Source organism: Rhodosalinus sp. (assembly GCF_046542825.1).
GTDB lineage: Bacteria > Pseudomonadota > Alphaproteobacteria > Rhodobacterales > Rhodobacteraceae > Rhodosalinus.
In genome coordinates this window covers 1-14,039 of sequence record NZ_JBKHAQ010000076.1, presented here as the reverse complement: position 1 = coordinate 14,039, position 14,039 = coordinate 1, and the positions used below count along the sequence as shown (strand labels likewise).

Genomic DNA, 14,039 nt, shown 5'->3' with positions numbered 1-14,039 from the left:
GGCGTCTTCCGTGGCCTCCGCAAGACGCTCGGCTTCGGCCTCCATCGCGGCGTCGAATCCGGCTTCGGGGGTCTCTTCGATCAGGGCGACAGTGTCGGGCACCTGATCCTCAGTCGGCTCCTCCTTCGCCGCTTGCGCGGCGGCGGCGTCCCCGTTCTCTGGCGCCTCCGGAGCCGCTGCCTCGGGCTGCGGGGCAGCCTGCTCCGGAATGGCGGCCTGGTCCGGCCCGGATACGTCGAGTCGGTCTTCTTCGGCGGCGGCGATGTCCTGCGCCTGCCGGTTCTCTTCCAGCTCGTCCGCTGCGGATGTCGGTGGTTGTGACACCGCCGGCTCCTGCGTGGCCGCGCCAGAGGGGCGGGCGGCCTCGGTTGCCTGATGGGCGGCGGAAACGGGCGCCGCCGCTTCGAGCGAGGGGCGCAGGACGATGCCGCCCGATTCCATCCGCGCCTCGACGCGGCGCGCGATCTCGCGCTCGGCGATGCGCGCCAGCATCTCGGCGTCCGGTGTGGGCGGCTCGGCGCCGAAGTACCGGTCGTCGGCGGCGAGATCGCGGAAATACTCTGCGATCGCCTTCATCGTCTCGAAAGAGTCGTCGAACCCCTCCAGCGTGCAGGAGAAGGTGCCGTAAGAGACGGTGAGGATCTTGCTACTGCTAACCATCGGACGCTCGCTTGCTCATTCCGCAACACAGTGTTTACCGCAGCGGCCCGGTCGAAACTTGCCCGAATCTATGCCGACCACCGTATCATTTCATGTCCAGATTGTGGCCGGTTTCCAGAACGTGCAGTAAACACGCATGACCGACGGGATTGTTTCTCGGATCATCGACAGCGCGGACCCTGTCACGCTGGTTGGCGCGGGCGCCGCGGGGGACGGCGACCTGCACGAGGCGATTTCTCATGCCCCGCGCCTGGTGGCGGCCGACGGCGGGGCGCGGCACGCGCTGGCCAAGGGCCTGATGCCCGAGGCCGTTATCGGCGATTTCGACAGTCTTGACAATGTCACGCGCGCCGCGATCCCTGCCGACCGCCTGCATCGCGTGGCCGAGCAGCAGACCACGGATTTCGACAAGGCGCTGCGCCATATCGCGGCGCCGCTCGTCCTGGGCGTGGGTTTTCTTGGCGAGCGGCTTGATCACCTCCTGGCGGCGCAGACCGTCCTGCTGCGCCGGCCGGAGCGGCGTTGCCTTCTGCTCGGCCGTGGCGACCTGGTGTTCCTTTGTCCGCCGCGCCTGTTGCTCGACCTGCCCGAGGGCAGCCGCGTCTCGCTCTATCCCATGGCTCCCGTGACGGGGCGGTCCGAGGGCCTGCACTGGCCGATCGACGGCATAGGCTTCGCGCCCGGCGGCATGATCGGCACCTCGAATCGCGTGGCGGGCGACAAGGTTCTGATCGAGATGGAGGCGCCGCTGATGCTGGTCATCCTGCCGCGCGCGGCGCTGGGGGCCGCGGTCAGGTCGCTGGTGGCGCCGGGGCCGGGATGGCCCGCTCCCTGAACACGATGTAGAGGCCCGAGGCCACCGTCACGACAATGCCGGCCGCCGCCATGCCGTCGGGCAGGTCGCGGAACAGCAGCCAGCCGAAGAGCGTGGCGAAGGGGATCTCCAGATACTGCATCGGCGCGAGGGTGGAGGCGGGCGCAAAACGCAGGCTCCATGTCATCAAGAGGTGCGCGCCCGTGCCAAGGACGCCAAGCAGGCCCAGCAACACCGCGTCACCCGCCGACGGCAGGACCAGCCGGGCGGGCGGAACGTCCAGCAGCGTGCCTGCCAGCAGCAGCGGCGCCAGGATCGCCACCCCCATCAGCCCGTTCGCGGCCTGCAGCGCGACCGGCTCCGTCTGCCGCGCGATGGCGCGGGTGACGAGCATGAAGGCGGCGAAGGACACCGCCACGCCCAGCGGCAGCAGCGCGGGCCAGCCCACCTCCTCGAAGCTGGGGCGGATCACCATGAGCGTGCCGGTGAAGCCCGCGACGCAGGCGGTGAAGCGGCGCCAGCCCACCTCCTCGCCCATCAGGACATGCCCGGCCACCAGCAGCAGGAAGGGCATGACGAAGGCGATGGCGATGGCATCCGCGAGCGGCAGGAAATGAAGGCTGGTGAACATCGCGGCGATGCCCGCGATGTGGATCGCCGCGCGCGCCCAGGCCAGCCGCAGGACGCGCCCCTCCAGCGCAATGCTGCGCCCGGTCGCGCGGCACAGCGGCAGCAGGATCGCCGCCTGCATCGCGAAGCGCACGAAAAGCAGCATCACCAGCGGGATCGTCGCGCCCAGAAGCTTCGCCATCCCGTCGCCCAGCGGCGCGAGGATGCAGAAACCCAGCATCAGGAGAACGCCGAGAAAGGGCCGGTCAAGGTGCATCGGCCGAGCCTATGGCGCCGCCGGGGCAAGCGCAATCACGCGGGCGGCATGGGCCTGCGGCGGATCGAGAGCCGCCGTTCGCGGGCGAAGACGTAAAGCCCCGCGCCCACGATCACCGCGATGCCCGCCCATGTGAGCGCGTTGGGGAAATCGCCGAAGACCCAGTAGCCGAGAGCGACGGCGGCCACGATCTCCAGATACTGCAGCGGCGCGATGGTCGCGGCCGGAGCCAGCCGCAGCGCGAAGCTGATGAAGAGATGCGAGACGGTGGCCATCGCGCCCACCCCCGCCAGCATCCAAAGGGCGTGGCCGGTCGGGCAGACCGGATCGAGCGCCGCGATCCCGCTGCCCTCGAAGACCCACAGCAGCGGAAAGACCGCGACCGAGGCGGCCGTCGCCGTCCAGGCCTGCAGCGCGATGGGATGCATGCGCTGCGCCATGCGCCGGGTGAGCACCATGTAGACCGCGAAGCACAGCGCGGTGCCCAGCGGCAGCAGCGCCACGGCGCCAAGGTTCGCGAAACTGGGCTGGATCACCATGAGCGCGCCCAGGAACCCCACCGCGCAGGCCGCGATCCGGCGCGGGCCCACCTCCTCGCCCAGCATCAGCCCGCCGAGGATGGTCAGGATGAAGGGCGCGACGAAGAAGATCGCAAGCGCGTTGGCGATCGGCATGAAGCGCAGCGCGGTGAAGAAACAGCCGGTCGCGATCAGCAGCAGCAGACCGCGCAGCAGGTGCTGCCCCCAGTCGCGCAGGCCCGGCCAGCGCCCCATCCCCAGCACCAACGCGAGTGGCACCAGCACCGCGACCTGAAAGCCGAAGCGCGCGGCGAGGATCTGCATCACCGGCACCTCGGCAGGCGTCGCCTTTGCGAAGGCGTCCATCACGGGCGCCGTCACGGTGAAGCCCACCATGCAGAGGATGCCGGCGACGGTGGTGTCGCGGAGGGGGGCCTGCGGCTCTGTCGTGGTCCGGTCCATGCGGAGTTGACTAGCAGGTCGCGGGGGAGGCTGCGAGGTCTTGCGGCTCGCGTGTCGCTTGCGCTTTCAAAGGGAGGGCGCGGCACTTCTGGCGGGGCGGGGTCGAAGCCGCAGACATAGGGCGGCGCGCGTGGCGCTTGCCGTTTTTCCGGGACGGGTGCGGCCTTGGACGCCGGTCAGCCACCTGCGGGAAAGCGGGAGCCAAGGCCCGGCCGCGCCGTCCACGCAGGCGCGCGCGGGGCGGTGCACTCATGCCGCTGGATGACGGGCCGCCCCTGATGCAGGGCTCCTCACGCTGTGCCGCTTCGCCGCGTCGGGCGTTCGGCGCGGAGCGCGCACCGCCTCAGCAGTTCGGCACGTTCACCGCGAGCCCGCCCAGCGCGGTTTCCTTGTATTTCTCGCTCATGTCGGCGCCCGTCTGGCGCATCGTCTCTATACAGGCGTCGAGGGGGACGAAATGCGTGCCGTCCCCCCGCAGCGCGAGGCTGGCGGCCGAGACCGCCTTGATCGCGCCCAGCCCGTTGCGCTCGATGCAGGGCACCTGGACCAGCCCCTTCACCGGGTCGCAGGTCATGCCCAGGTGATGCTCCAGCGCGATCTCGGCGGCATTCTCGATCTGTTCCGGCGTGCCGCCCAGCACTGCACACAGCCCCGCCGCCGCCATGGCAGAGGCGCTGCCCACCTCGGCCTGGCAGCCGGCCTCGGCCCCGCTGATCGAGGCGTTGTATTTCACAAGGCCCCCGATCGCCGCGGCGGTGAGCAGGAAGTCCTCCACCTTGCGCTCGGTCGCGCCGGGCACATGGTCCAGCCAGTAGCGGATCACCGCGGGCACCACGCCGGCCGCGCCGTTGGTGGGCGCCGTGACCACCTGCCCGCCGGCGGCGTTCTCCTCGTTCACCGCCATGGCATAGACGCTGATCCAGTCGTTGACGACATGGGGCGCGGACAGGTTGCGGCCCCGCTCGGCCAGCAGCGCGTCGTGGATGCCCTTCGCCCGCCGCTTGACCCCCAGCCCGCCGGGCAGGGTGCCGTCGTGGGCAAGCCCCCGGTCGATGCAGTCGCGCATCACCTGCCAGATCCGGCGCGTGCCCCGGTCCAGTTCGGCCGGGCCGTGCCGGGTGAGTTCGTTCTCGCGCTTCATCCCGGCGATGCTGCGGCCGGACGCCTGCGCCATCTCCAGCATCTCGGCCGCCGACTTGAAGGGGTAGGGGACCGGCGCGCCCTTTGCCTTGTCGGCGCCGCGCGCCAGTTCGTCCGCCGTCAGCACGAAGCCGCCGCCGACCGAGTAATAGGTTTCCGCCAGGATCACGTCGCCCTGCGCGTCGAGCGCCTCCAGCACCATTCCGTTGGCGTGGCCGGGCAGGGCCGGGCCGAAGTCGAACCGCAGGTCGGACCTCGGATCGAAGGCCATCGGCGGCAGGCCCGGCGGCTCCAGCCGCCCGCTGTCGCGGTTGGCGGCGAGCGCGGCCTCTGCGGCCTCCGCCTCGTAGCTCTCCGGCAGGAAACCCGCGAGGCCCAGGATCACCGCGCGGTCGGTCGCGTGGCCCACGCCGGTGAAGGCGAGCGAGCCGTAGAGATGCGCGCGCAGGCCCTCTGCCGCGAATGGCGCGGCGCGCAGCAGGTCGAGGAAGCGCCCCGCCGCAACCATCGGCCCCATCGTGTGGGACGAGGAGGGGCCGATCCCGACCTTGAACATTTCGAAGACGGAGAGAAACATCAGCCGGCGGCCCCCTCTGGCGATTGGGCGGGAACGGGTGCGGTGAAGGGCAGCACCAGCGCCTCGGCACCGGCGGCCCGTGTGCCGGCGCGCGCCTCGATCGTGTCGCAGAGCCAGGCGAGCCCGGGACAGTCGCCGGGGCGGAACCAATCCGTTTCGCCCCTGGAACAAGGCGAGCGGCGGCGCAGGAGCCCGCCAGGATAGAGCTTCAGAACGGTCACGCCCTCCTCCCGGTCGTCTGCGTTCCTGTCGGCACGCCCGAGATGGCGGGCACGTTCCGCCGCCATCTGTTCCGGCATTGTGCGGGGCGCCGTGCGGGGCGCCGCCGGATCGCTGCCGTCGTGACGAGCCGGACAGAAGCGCAATTGCAGTCCAGCATGCAGCCTGTTCGACGTGAAGACCAGCGATTTCGGGAAGACACCGCGCGCCGGTTCGTCGGGTCGGGGGCGCGCGCCGTGCCTGCCGGCCAGCCACGGCAGGATCGCAGCCGTCCCGAATACCGCACCATCCGGCGTCTCGGACAGCGGCATCTGCCCCGCGGGATCGAGCCGCAGACAGGCCGGGATCCGCTGCTGCCGTTGCCCGCGGCCGTTCGGCACCGCGTCGCACGGCGCGCCCGGTTCCTCCAGCGCCAGCCGCATGGGGAGCGGGGCGTTGTCGGGCGCATGGTGCGGGCGACAAGGTGAAGGCATGACCGCGGGATACACCGCCGGCCTCCTGCCCGATTGGCTGAAAGCGACGACTCGCCGCGCGATCCCGCGCCCCTGCAGGCGGCGGGTCGGACATCGGCGCCATCGTCCGGCGCATCGGCATCGGCAGATGGGACGGCGCTGTCCTTCGACCCGGCGGCCGCGGCCGGAGGTCTTTCGGCCACCGCATCCACCGCATCGAGCGGCGCAGGGCCGCTGCGGCCGGACCCGCGGACTGTCGCCGCGGAACGCGGCGCATTGCCCGGAAATCCCCCTCGCACCGGCGGGACGGAGGGCCTATAAGCCGCGCGACGCCAGAGGAGCTGCCGATGTCCGCCGATCTCTCGCCCATCGACAAGGCCAAGTTCGTGGCCGCCCGCCGCGCCGCCGACCTGGTGGAGGACGGGATGCGCGTGGGCCTTGGCACCGGGTCGACGGCCGCCTGGCTCGTGCGCTGCCTGGGCGAAGCGGTGCGCGACGACGGGCTGAAGATCCGCGGCGTGCCCACCTCCACCCGCACCGCGGCGCTTGCGCGCGAGGTCGGCATCGAGGTGATCAGCCTGGACGAGGCGCGCTGGCTCGACATTACGATCGACGGCGCGGACGAGTTCGACACCGACCTGAACCTGATCAAGGGCGGCGGCGGCGCGCTTTTGCAGGAAAAGATCGTGGCCACGGCCAGCGACCGCATGGTGGTGATCGCCGATGCCGGCAAGGAGGTCGAGGCACTGGGCGCCTTCCCGCTTCCGGTCGAGGTCATCCCCTTCGGCTGGCAGACGACGCGCGCGCTGGTGGAAGAGACGCTTGTCGGCATGGACGTTCTGGGGCGCGACATCACGCTGCGGATGAACGGCGATGCGCCCTTCGTCACCGACGAGGGCAACCATATCCTCGACCTGCACCTGCGCCGCATCGGCAACCCGCGTCAGCTTGCCCTCGTGCTCAACCAGCTTCCCGGCGTGGTCGAGAACGGCCTCTTCCTCGACATCTGCGACACGGTCGTGGTGGGCCACGGCGACGGGCGCGTGGAGGTGCGCGACATCAACGAGGGCCGGGTCGAGGAGGACAGGATCGATTTCGCCGAGTCCGAGAACATGTTCCGCGAACTCGACGACTGACCGCCTGCCGCGCCACGCGCGGGACCGCGCGCCGGGAACCGGGCTGGCCAACCCTGACGGCACGCGGTAGGGACGCGCCCGAACAGCACACGGGGAAAGGGCCATGGCCTTCGACTACGACCTTTTCGTCATCGGCGGCGGATCCGGTGGCGTGCGCGCGGCGCGTGTGGCAGCGGGCGAGGCGGGCGCGAAGGTCGCGCTTGCCGAAAGCAGCCGCTACGGCGGCACCTGCGTGATCCGCGGCTGCGTGCCCAAGAAGCTGATGGTCTTCGCCTCGGAATATGCGCCCGCGATCGCCGACGCCCGCGCCTATGGCTGGGAGATAGAGGCGAAGGGCTTCGACTGGCCCGCCTTCCGCGGCCATCTGGAGGCGGAACTCGACCGGCTGGAAGGCGTCTATCGCAAGCTGCTGTCGAACTCCGGCGTCCAGACTTTCGACCAGCGCGCGCGCCTTGCCGATCCGCACACCGTGGAACTGGCCGACGGCACCCGCAAGACCGCGCGCCACATCCTGATCGCCACCGGCGGCTGGCCCGTGAAGCCCGAGATGCAGAACGCCGATCTGGCCATCACCTCGAACGAGGTGTTCCATCTCGACAATCTGCCGAAATCCATGCTGATCGTGGGCGGAGGCTATATCGCCTGCGAATTCGCCGGCATCTTCAACGGTCTGGGCGTCGAGGTCACGCAATACTACCGCGGCGCGCAGATCCTGCGCGGCTTCGACGACGAGGCGCGCGGCCTGGTGTCCGAAGAGATGCAGCAGGCCGGCGTGGACCTGCACCTTGGCACCAATGTCATCGGGATGGAGCGGCGCGACGGGGGTATCTGGATCAAGGCCACCAACGGCACCGAAAAGGTCTTCGACCAGGTGCTCTTCGCCACCGGCCGCGCCCCCAACACCGCCGACATGGGGCTGGAAGAGGCGGGCGTGACGCTGGGCCGGCGGGGCGAGATCGTGGTGGACGGCTACTCGCAGACCTCGGTGCCCTCGGTCTACGCCATCGGCGACGTGACCGACCGGATGAACCTGACGCCGGTGGCGATCCGCGAGGGCATGGCCTTCGTCGAGACGGTGTTCCGCGGCAATCCCACGCCGGTCGATCACGAATGCGTGCCCACGGCGATCTTCACTCAGCCCGAGATGGGCACCGTCGGCCTGTCGGAGGAAGAGGCGCGCGACCGCGGGCCGATCGAGGTCTACTGCACCTCGTTCAAGCCGATGCAGACCGCCTTCGCCGGGCGCCCCGACCGGGTGCTGATGAAGCTTGTGGTCTGCGCCGAAACGCGCCGCGTGCTTGGCTGCCACATCGTGGCGCCGGGTGCGGGCGAGATGATCCAGCTCGCGGGAATCGCGGTCAAGATGGGCGCGACGAAAGAGGATTTCGACCGCACGGTTGCCGTGCATCCCACGATGTCGGAAGAGATCGTGACGATGCGCGCGCCCGTGCGGCGCGGCTGACGGCGGTTTCGCTTGAAATCGGGACCGGATCGCACAGGTTAGGGACAGTGAATTCCGAAGCGCATATGCGAAGGATGAAAGCGGATGGCAGGACATAGTGGCGGCCCCTGGGGAGGGGGCGGCGGCAACCGCGGCGGACGCGGCGGCGACGATGGCGGTCGCAACAACGGCGGGGGCGGCGGCGGGCGCAGGCCCGGAGAGGGCGAAGGCCCGCAGATTCCCGAAATCGACGATCTGGTGCGCAAGGGGCAGGAACAGCTGCGCGTCCTGATGGGCGGCCGTGGCGGCGACGGTCAGCGCGGCGCCGGTGGCGGTGGCGGCGGTCCGCGCTTCAATCGCTCCACAGTCGCGATCGGCGCGCTGGTCGCCGTCGGTCTCTGGGCGTTTTCCAGCTTCTACACAGTCCGGCCCGAGGAGCAGTCGGTGGAGCTTTTCCTCGGCGAGTTCCACGCCATCGGCAATCCTGGTCTGAACTTCGCGCCCTGGCCGGTGGTGACGGCCGAGGTCGTCAACGTCACTTCCGAGCGGACAGAAAACATCGGGGTCGGTACTCGGGGGCGTGACGAGGGCCTGATGCTGACCACGGACGCCAACATCGTGGATATCGAGTTTCAGGTCGTCTGGAACATCAACGATCCCGCGAAGCTGCTGTTCAATCTTCGTGACCCGCAACTGACGGTGGAGGCGGTGTCGGAAGCGGCGATGCGCGAGATCATCGCCGCCTCGACCCTTTCGCCGATCCTCAACCGCGACCGCGGCATCATCGCCGACCGCGCGCTGCAGAACATCCAGGAAACGCTCGACGAGTACGAAAGCGGCATCACCATTGTCCGCGTCAACCTCGACCAGGCCGATCCGCCCGAGGAGGTCATCGACGCCTTCCGCGAGGTGCAGGCCGCCGAGCAGGAACGCGACCGGCTGCAGCGTCAGGCCGACGCCTACGCCAACCGCGTGATCGCGGAGGCGCGCGGCGAGGCGGCGCAGACGCTGGAACAGGCAGAGGGCTACCGCGCCCGCGTGGTGAACGAGGCCATCGGCGAAGCCAGCCGGTTCCTCGCCGTCGCGCAGGAATTCGACGAGGCGCCCGAAGTCACCCAGCGCCGTCTGTATCTCGAAACCATCGAGCGCACGCTCGGGTCCGTCGACAAGTATCTGATCGACAGCCCGCAGGGCGACGGCGTTCTGCCTTACCTGCCGCTGAACGAGTTGCGCCGCAACGTCCCGGCGGACTCCGGGGGAACGAACTGATGCGGAAATCGACTTTCCTTATACCCGTCATCGTCATCGTGGCCGTGGCCATCTGGTCCTCGCTCTTCGTCGTGGACGAGCGCGAGAAGGCTCTGGTCCTGCAGTTCGGCCAGATCAAGCAGGTCCGCGAGGAGCCCGGCCTCGGGTTCAAGCTGCCGATCATCCAGGAGGTGGTGAAATACGACGACCGCATCCTGTCGCTCGACACCGCCACCATCGAGGTCACGCCGGCCGACGATCGCCGCCTCGTCGTTGACGCCTTCGCGCGCTACCGCATCAGCGACGTGGTGCAGTTCCGGCAGGCCGTCGGCGTGGGCGGCCTGCGCGCCGCGGAGGATCGCCTGCAGTCGATCATGAACGCGCAGATCCGCGAGGTCCTGGGTGCCGATCAGGTCACATCGGACAGGATCCTCTCGGCCGAGCGCGGGGAACTGGCCCGCCGCATCCGCGACAGTGCGCGCGAAAGCGCGCAAGGTCTGGGCCTGGACGTCGTGGACGTGCGGCTCAAGCAGACCAACCTGCCGCAGCAGAACCTTGAAGCCACCTTTGCCCGGATGCGGGCCGAGCGGGAACGCGAGGCCGCCGACGAGATCGCCCGCGGCAACGAGGCGGCGCAGCGCGTGCGCGCCATCGCCGACAGGACGGTCGTCGAGACGCTGTCGGATGCCGAGCGCGACGCGCAGATCACACGCGGCGAGGCGGATGCCGAGCGCAACCGGATCTATGCCGAAGCCTACGGCGACAGCCCGGACTTCTTCAGCTTCTACCGGTCGCTGTCGGCGCTGGAGCAGTCGCTGCAGGCCGAAAGCTCGACGCTCGTCCTTGCGCCGGACAGCCCGTTCATCCAGCCGCTCTTCGATGCGATCCGCGCCGACGGGCTCGATCGCGCCGAGGCGGGACTGATGTCGCCGGACGACCTGCGCGACCGTGCGCCGGAGCGGACTCCGTCCGAGGAACTGCCCGACGAGGTGCGTGAACGGCTGGAGGAGGATGTCGAAGCCGAGACCGAGACCGAGGACGGCGCGGGCGGCTGATCCCGGCAAGGGGCGGAGACCTGAATGGAATACGTTCTGCTCGGTCTTGGCCTTGCCCTCGTGCTCGAGGGGCTGGTCTATGCGCTGGCCCCCGGCATGATCGAACAACTGCTGGAGGCGCTGCGCGCTCTGCCGCACGAGACGCGGCGCCTTCTGGGCCTCGGCGCGATCGCGCTGGGGCTCGCCTTCGTCTGGCTGGCCATGCAGCTGGGCGTCTGACGGCGGGTTTCCGCCGGAGCATGTCACACCGCATCACATGGGCTTGATCCGCCGATAATGCGTTTGTGCTGTGGTCTCGCGGCCATAGATTGACGTCATCCGCAGGCGGCGGCCCGCCGCCGCGCCGGGGATCACGAGCAGAAGAGGGGAGAGATTTCATGCAAGCCAAGGCACTTACAAGGTCAGCCGAACAGCTCGCGCCGTTGCGCACGTTCTGGCTCGCCATGCTGGCTATGGCCTTCGTCCTGGCGCAGGCACTGGGCGCCCACGCCCGCGCGGCCCCGGAAAGCTTCGTCGATCTCGCAGATCAGGTGAGCCCTGCGGTCGTCAACATCACCACCTCCACCACCGTCGCGGGACCCGACGGCCCCGGCATCGTGCCCGAAGGCTCGCCCTTCGAGGATTTCTTCCGCGAATTCCAGGATCGCAACGGCCCGATGCCCCCGCGCCGCAGTTCCGCCCTGGGCTCGGGCTTCGTGATCTCCGAGGACGGTTTCATCGTCACCAACAATCACGTGATCGAGCGCGCCGACGAGATTCTCGTCGAGTTCTTCGAGGGCTTCGAGCTGAAGGCCGAGGTCGTGGGCACCGACCCCAATACCGACATTGCGCTGCTCAAGGTCGAACCGGAAGAGCCGTTGCAGTTCGTCAGCTTCGGCGACAGCGATGCCGCCCGTGTGGGCGAATGGGTCATGGCGATGGGCAACCCGCTGGGGCAGGGCTTCTCGGTCTCGGCGGGCATCGTCTCGGCCCGCAACCGCGCGCTCAGCGGCACCTATGACGACTACATTCAGACCGACGCCGCCATCAATCGCGGCAATTCGGGGGGGCCGCTGTTCAACATGCAGGGCGAGGTCATCGGCGTGAACACGGCCATCCTGTCGCCCGACGGCGGCTCGATCGGCATCGGTTTCGCGATGGCCGCGAACGTCGTCACCGGGGTCGTCGATCAGCTGAAGGAATTCGGCGAGACGCGCCGCGGCTGGCTTGGCGTGCGCATCCAGGATGTCACCCCCGATCTGGCAGAGGGCATCGATGGACTGGACGAGGCGCGCGGCGCGCTGGTCACCGATGTGCCCGAAGGCCCCGCCCGCGAGGCCGGGATGGAATCGGGCGACGTGATCCTGGCCTTCGACGGTAACGAGATCGAGGACACCCGCCAGCTTGTCCGCATCGTCGGCAACGCGCCGGTGGGCACGACGGTACGGCTGCGCGTCCTGCGCGACGGCAAGACCCAGACGCTGGCCGTGACCCTTGGCCGCCGCGAGACCGCCGAAGGTGCGGTACCAGCGGCCCAGCCGGGCGGCGAGCCGGCCGAGCCCGAGACGCTCGAGGTGCTGGGGCTGACCGTCAGCCCGATCACCGACGAGCTGCGCGGCGAGCTGGAACTGGACGACCGGGCGCGCGGCCTTGTCGTGACCGACGTGGACCCGGCCTCGGAAGCCTACGAAAAGGACCTGCGCGCAGGCGACGTGATCGCCGAGGCCGGGCAGGAGCCGCTCGACGAGCCCGCGGAACTCGAGACCCGCATCGAGGAGACGCGCGATGCCGGGCGCCGCTCGCTCCTGTTGCTGGTGCGCCGCGCGGGCGAGCCGCGCTTCGTGGCGTTGTCGGTCGATCCGCAGGACTGACCCGTCGCCGCGGCACAGCCGGCAAGGGGCGCCCGATACGGGCGCCCCTTTTTCATTCCGCCGCCGGACGGCGCAGCGCGACCAGCCCCAGCGCCTCTGCCGTCGCGCGCGACGGCACCGGGCTGTCCGGACCGCCCCGCGCCACCTGCCAGCGCCGCAACGCCGCGCCCGTGGCGGCGTCCAGCCGTCCGGTGACCGGCCCGTCGTAGGCGCCGCGCGCCTTGAGCGCGCGCTGCAGCGAGGCGGCGAAATCGGGTGTCAGCGCGTCGGGGCAGGGCCGCTCGAACCAGGCCACCTCGCGCTCGCGCAGGATGCGCTGGCGCGTCTCGGTGCGGAACTGCGCGGGGACCGTGACCGTGCCGTCGGCACCGCGGGTCTCCGGCCGGAGCAGCACCTGTTCGGTCACCGTCTCCACCATCGCCGGCCGCGCCGCGCGGGCCCAGCAGGTGCCGGGCGGCGCGCCCTCGGGCGCCTCCGCCGTGTCGAAGAGCCTCGCATCGAGGCCGGGGCCGGGCGCGGGCGCACAGGCCGCTGCCAGCGCAAGCGCGCCGCCGGCGAGGGAACGGAAGGCTCGGATCATCGGCTGCTCGGGCCTCTGTGGGCGGGACTTGTGCGCAAACCTACCGCTTGCCGCGGCCGCGGAAAACCCCATGTGCCGGCCAGCGCGCGGGCGCGCGCCGCTCCTCGGTCGTGCTGCCGGGCTGGTCGGCGGCGCGGCAGATGTCGAAGGCCAGGAGCGAATCGAGCATCTCCGAGATGTCCTCGATCCCCTCGGCGATCACATGGGTCACGCCCGCCTCGCGCTGCAGCCGGCCGGTGACGCGCAGCATCCGCCCGGCGATCACCGCCCGGCGGAAGCGTTCGTAGAGCGCGCGCCAGACCACCACGTTGACCACCCCGGTCTCGTCCTCGAGCGTGATGAAGATCACGCCCTTCGCCGTGCCGGGCCGCTGGCGCAGGATGACGAGCCCCGCCACCGTGACACGCGCACCGGCAGGCGGCAGCGTCAGCGCCTCTGCCGGCGTGGCGGCGGGCGGCCGCGGCCAGCGGCGGCGCGGCGGGGCGGAAGGGGGCGCGCTCATGCGAACGGAAATAGAACATTGTGCAGAGGGCGCAAGCGCGGCACCACGTCGCCGCCCGCTCCGCGAATCAGACTGGCGGCGACGATCCGCCTTCGCTAGGAAGAGCGCCGAGACCGAAGGAGGGACTGGCCCGGCATGGCGAAGATCACCTACATCGAGCACAACGGCACCGAGCACGTCGTCGAGGTCCCCAATGGCCTCACGGTGATGGAAGGCGCACGCGACAACAACATCCCCGGCATCGAGGCCGACTGCGGCGGCGCCTGCGCCTGTTCCACCTGCCATGTCTACGTGCATCCCGACTGGGTCGCGAAGCTCCCCCCGCGCGAGGACATGGAGGCCGACATGCTCGATTTCGCCTACGAGCCCGACCCCGACCGCTCGCGCCTGACCTGCCAGCTCAAGGTCACCGACGCGCTCGACGGCCTCGTGGTGCAGATGCCGGAAAAGCAGATCTGACCATGCGCGCGCGAGCGGTTCCCGCCGCGCGCGTGCTCCT

At 70.1% G+C, this 14,039-nt stretch carries 14 protein-coding genes and 1 pseudogene; 8 read left to right on the top strand and 7 right to left on the bottom strand.

What is annotated here, in order from left to right:
* Nucleotides 1–660 (bottom strand): annotated as a pseudogene (locus ACLFOB_RS10585) (chemotaxis protein CheA); the annotation flags it as partial.
* 136 nt (nt 661–796) lie between these two features.
* Here ACLFOB_RS10585 and ACLFOB_RS10580 point away from each other — a divergent pair.
* Entirely contained in the window at nt 797–1,495 is a 699-nt protein-coding gene (locus ACLFOB_RS10580; RefSeq protein ID WP_410926053.1) for a thiamine diphosphokinase, read from the top strand.
* Here ACLFOB_RS10580 and ACLFOB_RS10575 read toward each other — a convergent pair.
* The 4 genes from ACLFOB_RS10575 to ACLFOB_RS10560 all read right to left on the bottom strand — a co-directional run bounded on the left by ACLFOB_RS10575 (nt 1,452) and on the right by ACLFOB_RS10560 (nt 5,278).
* Nucleotides 1,452–2,360 carry a DMT family transporter gene (locus ACLFOB_RS10575; RefSeq protein WP_410926052.1) on the bottom strand — a complete coding sequence of 303 codons (909 nt, stop codon included), beginning with the start codon at nt 2,358–2,360 and terminating at the stop codon, nt 1,452–1,454. The genes ACLFOB_RS10580 and ACLFOB_RS10575 overlap by 44 nt on opposite strands.
* 35 nt (nt 2,361–2,395) lie before the next feature.
* On the bottom strand, nt 2,396–3,340 hold the full coding sequence (locus ACLFOB_RS10570) for a DMT family transporter (protein ID WP_410926051.1): 945 nt from the start codon (nt 3,338–3,340) through the stop codon (nt 2,396–2,398).
* Nucleotides 3,341–3,683: 343 nt separating this feature from the next.
* Complete coding sequence (locus tag ACLFOB_RS10565) at nt 3,684–5,057, bottom strand: L-serine ammonia-lyase (RefSeq protein WP_410926050.1); 1,374 nt, start codon at nt 5,055–5,057, stop codon at nt 3,684–3,686.
* Entirely contained in the window at nt 5,057–5,278 is a 222-nt protein-coding gene (locus tag ACLFOB_RS10560) for a hypothetical protein (protein WP_410926049.1), read from the bottom strand. The genes ACLFOB_RS10565 and ACLFOB_RS10560 overlap by 1 nt, the downstream gene beginning before the upstream one ends.
* 797 nt (nt 5,279–6,075) lie before the next feature.
* Between ACLFOB_RS10560 and rpiA the strand changes: the two genes are divergently transcribed.
* From rpiA to ACLFOB_RS10530, 6 genes are all read left to right on the top strand, one after another.
* Nucleotides 6,076–6,864 (top strand): ribose-5-phosphate isomerase RpiA, encoded by a 789-nt coding sequence (gene rpiA, locus ACLFOB_RS10555; protein ID WP_410915885.1) that lies wholly within the window; start codon nt 6,076–6,078, stop codon nt 6,862–6,864.
* 103 nt (nt 6,865–6,967) lie between these two features.
* A complete protein-coding gene (gene gor / locus ACLFOB_RS10550) occupies nt 6,968–8,326 on the top strand; it encodes a glutathione-disulfide reductase (protein WP_410915886.1) in 1,359 nt (452 codons plus the stop codon).
* 84 nt (nt 8,327–8,410) lie between these two features.
* Nucleotides 8,411–9,574 carry an FtsH protease activity modulator HflK gene (gene hflK, locus ACLFOB_RS10545; protein ID WP_410915887.1) on the top strand — a complete coding sequence of 388 codons (1,164 nt, stop codon included), beginning with the start codon at nt 8,411–8,413 and terminating at the stop codon, nt 9,572–9,574.
* The gene (gene hflC, locus ACLFOB_RS10540; RefSeq protein WP_410926048.1) at nt 9,574–10,608 is read left to right on the top strand and encodes a protease modulator HflC; all 1,035 of its coding nucleotides are present in this window, start codon (nt 9,574–9,576) and stop codon (nt 10,606–10,608) included. Before hflK ends, hflC begins: the two co-directional genes overlap by 1 nt.
* 24 nt (nt 10,609–10,632) lie before the next feature.
* Entirely contained in the window at nt 10,633–10,827 is a 195-nt protein-coding gene (locus ACLFOB_RS10535) for a DUF2065 family protein (protein ID WP_410917661.1), read from the top strand.
* A 158-nt stretch (nt 10,828–10,985) separates the two neighbouring features.
* Nucleotides 10,986–12,458 carry a Do family serine endopeptidase gene (locus ACLFOB_RS10530; protein ID WP_410926047.1) on the top strand — a complete coding sequence of 491 codons (1,473 nt, stop codon included), beginning with the start codon at nt 10,986–10,988 and terminating at the stop codon, nt 12,456–12,458.
* Between the two features lie 52 nt (nt 12,459–12,510).
* Here the strand turns inward: ACLFOB_RS10530 and ACLFOB_RS10525 are convergent, their stop codons facing one another.
* Nucleotides 12,511–13,038, bottom strand: a complete 528-nt coding sequence (locus tag ACLFOB_RS10525) for a peptidoglycan-binding domain-containing protein (protein ID WP_410926046.1) — start codon at nt 13,036–13,038, stop codon at nt 12,511–12,513.
* 40 nt (nt 13,039–13,078) lie between these two features.
* The gene (locus ACLFOB_RS10520) at nt 13,079–13,540 is read right to left on the bottom strand and encodes an OB-fold nucleic acid binding domain-containing protein (RefSeq protein ID WP_410926045.1); all 462 of its coding nucleotides are present in this window, start codon (nt 13,538–13,540) and stop codon (nt 13,079–13,081) included.
* Nucleotides 13,541–13,675: 135 nt separating this feature from the next.
* Here ACLFOB_RS10520 and ACLFOB_RS10515 point away from each other — a divergent pair, with 135 nt between their 5' ends.
* On the top strand, nt 13,676–13,999 hold the full coding sequence (locus ACLFOB_RS10515) for a 2Fe-2S iron-sulfur cluster-binding protein (RefSeq protein ID WP_410917665.1): 324 nt from the start codon (nt 13,676–13,678) through the stop codon (nt 13,997–13,999).
* Nucleotides 14,000–14,039: the final 40 nt, after the last annotated feature.

What these genes read in the sequence shown, in the direction of transcription:
- ACLFOB_RS10570 (WP_410926051.1), bottom strand. Translation starts at nt 3,340, where the DNA reads ATGGACCGGACCACGACAGAGCCGCAGGCCCCCCTCCGCGACACCACC.
- ACLFOB_RS10525 (WP_410926046.1), bottom strand. Translation starts at nt 13,038, where the DNA reads ATGATCCGAGCCTTCCGTTCCCTCGCCGGCGGCGCGCTTGCGCTGGCA.
- ACLFOB_RS10580 (WP_410926053.1), top strand. Translation starts at nt 797, where the DNA reads ATGACCGACGGGATTGTTTCTCGGATCATCGACAGCGCGGACCCTGTC.
- ACLFOB_RS10520 (WP_410926045.1), bottom strand. Translation starts at nt 13,540, where the DNA reads ATGAGCGCGCCCCCTTCCGCCCCGCCGCGCCGCCGCTGGCCGCGGCCG.
- ACLFOB_RS10565 (WP_410926050.1), bottom strand. Translation starts at nt 5,057, where the DNA reads ATGTTTCTCTCCGTCTTCGAAATGTTCAAGGTCGGGATCGGCCCCTCC.
- ACLFOB_RS10530 (WP_410926047.1), top strand. Translation starts at nt 10,986, where the DNA reads ATGCAAGCCAAGGCACTTACAAGGTCAGCCGAACAGCTCGCGCCGTTG.
- ACLFOB_RS10535 (WP_410917661.1), top strand. Translation starts at nt 10,633, where the DNA reads ATGGAATACGTTCTGCTCGGTCTTGGCCTTGCCCTCGTGCTCGAGGGG.
- hflC (WP_410926048.1), top strand. Translation starts at nt 9,574, where the DNA reads ATGCGGAAATCGACTTTCCTTATACCCGTCATCGTCATCGTGGCCGTG.
- hflK (WP_410915887.1), top strand. Translation starts at nt 8,411, where the DNA reads ATGGCAGGACATAGTGGCGGCCCCTGGGGAGGGGGCGGCGGCAACCGC.
- ACLFOB_RS10575 (WP_410926052.1), bottom strand. Translation starts at nt 2,360, where the DNA reads ATGCACCTTGACCGGCCCTTTCTCGGCGTTCTCCTGATGCTGGGTTTC.
- rpiA (WP_410915885.1), top strand. Translation starts at nt 6,076, where the DNA reads ATGTCCGCCGATCTCTCGCCCATCGACAAGGCCAAGTTCGTGGCCGCC.
- gor (WP_410915886.1), top strand. Translation starts at nt 6,968, where the DNA reads ATGGCCTTCGACTACGACCTTTTCGTCATCGGCGGCGGATCCGGTGGC.
- ACLFOB_RS10515 (WP_410917665.1), top strand. Translation starts at nt 13,676, where the DNA reads ATGGCGAAGATCACCTACATCGAGCACAACGGCACCGAGCACGTCGTC.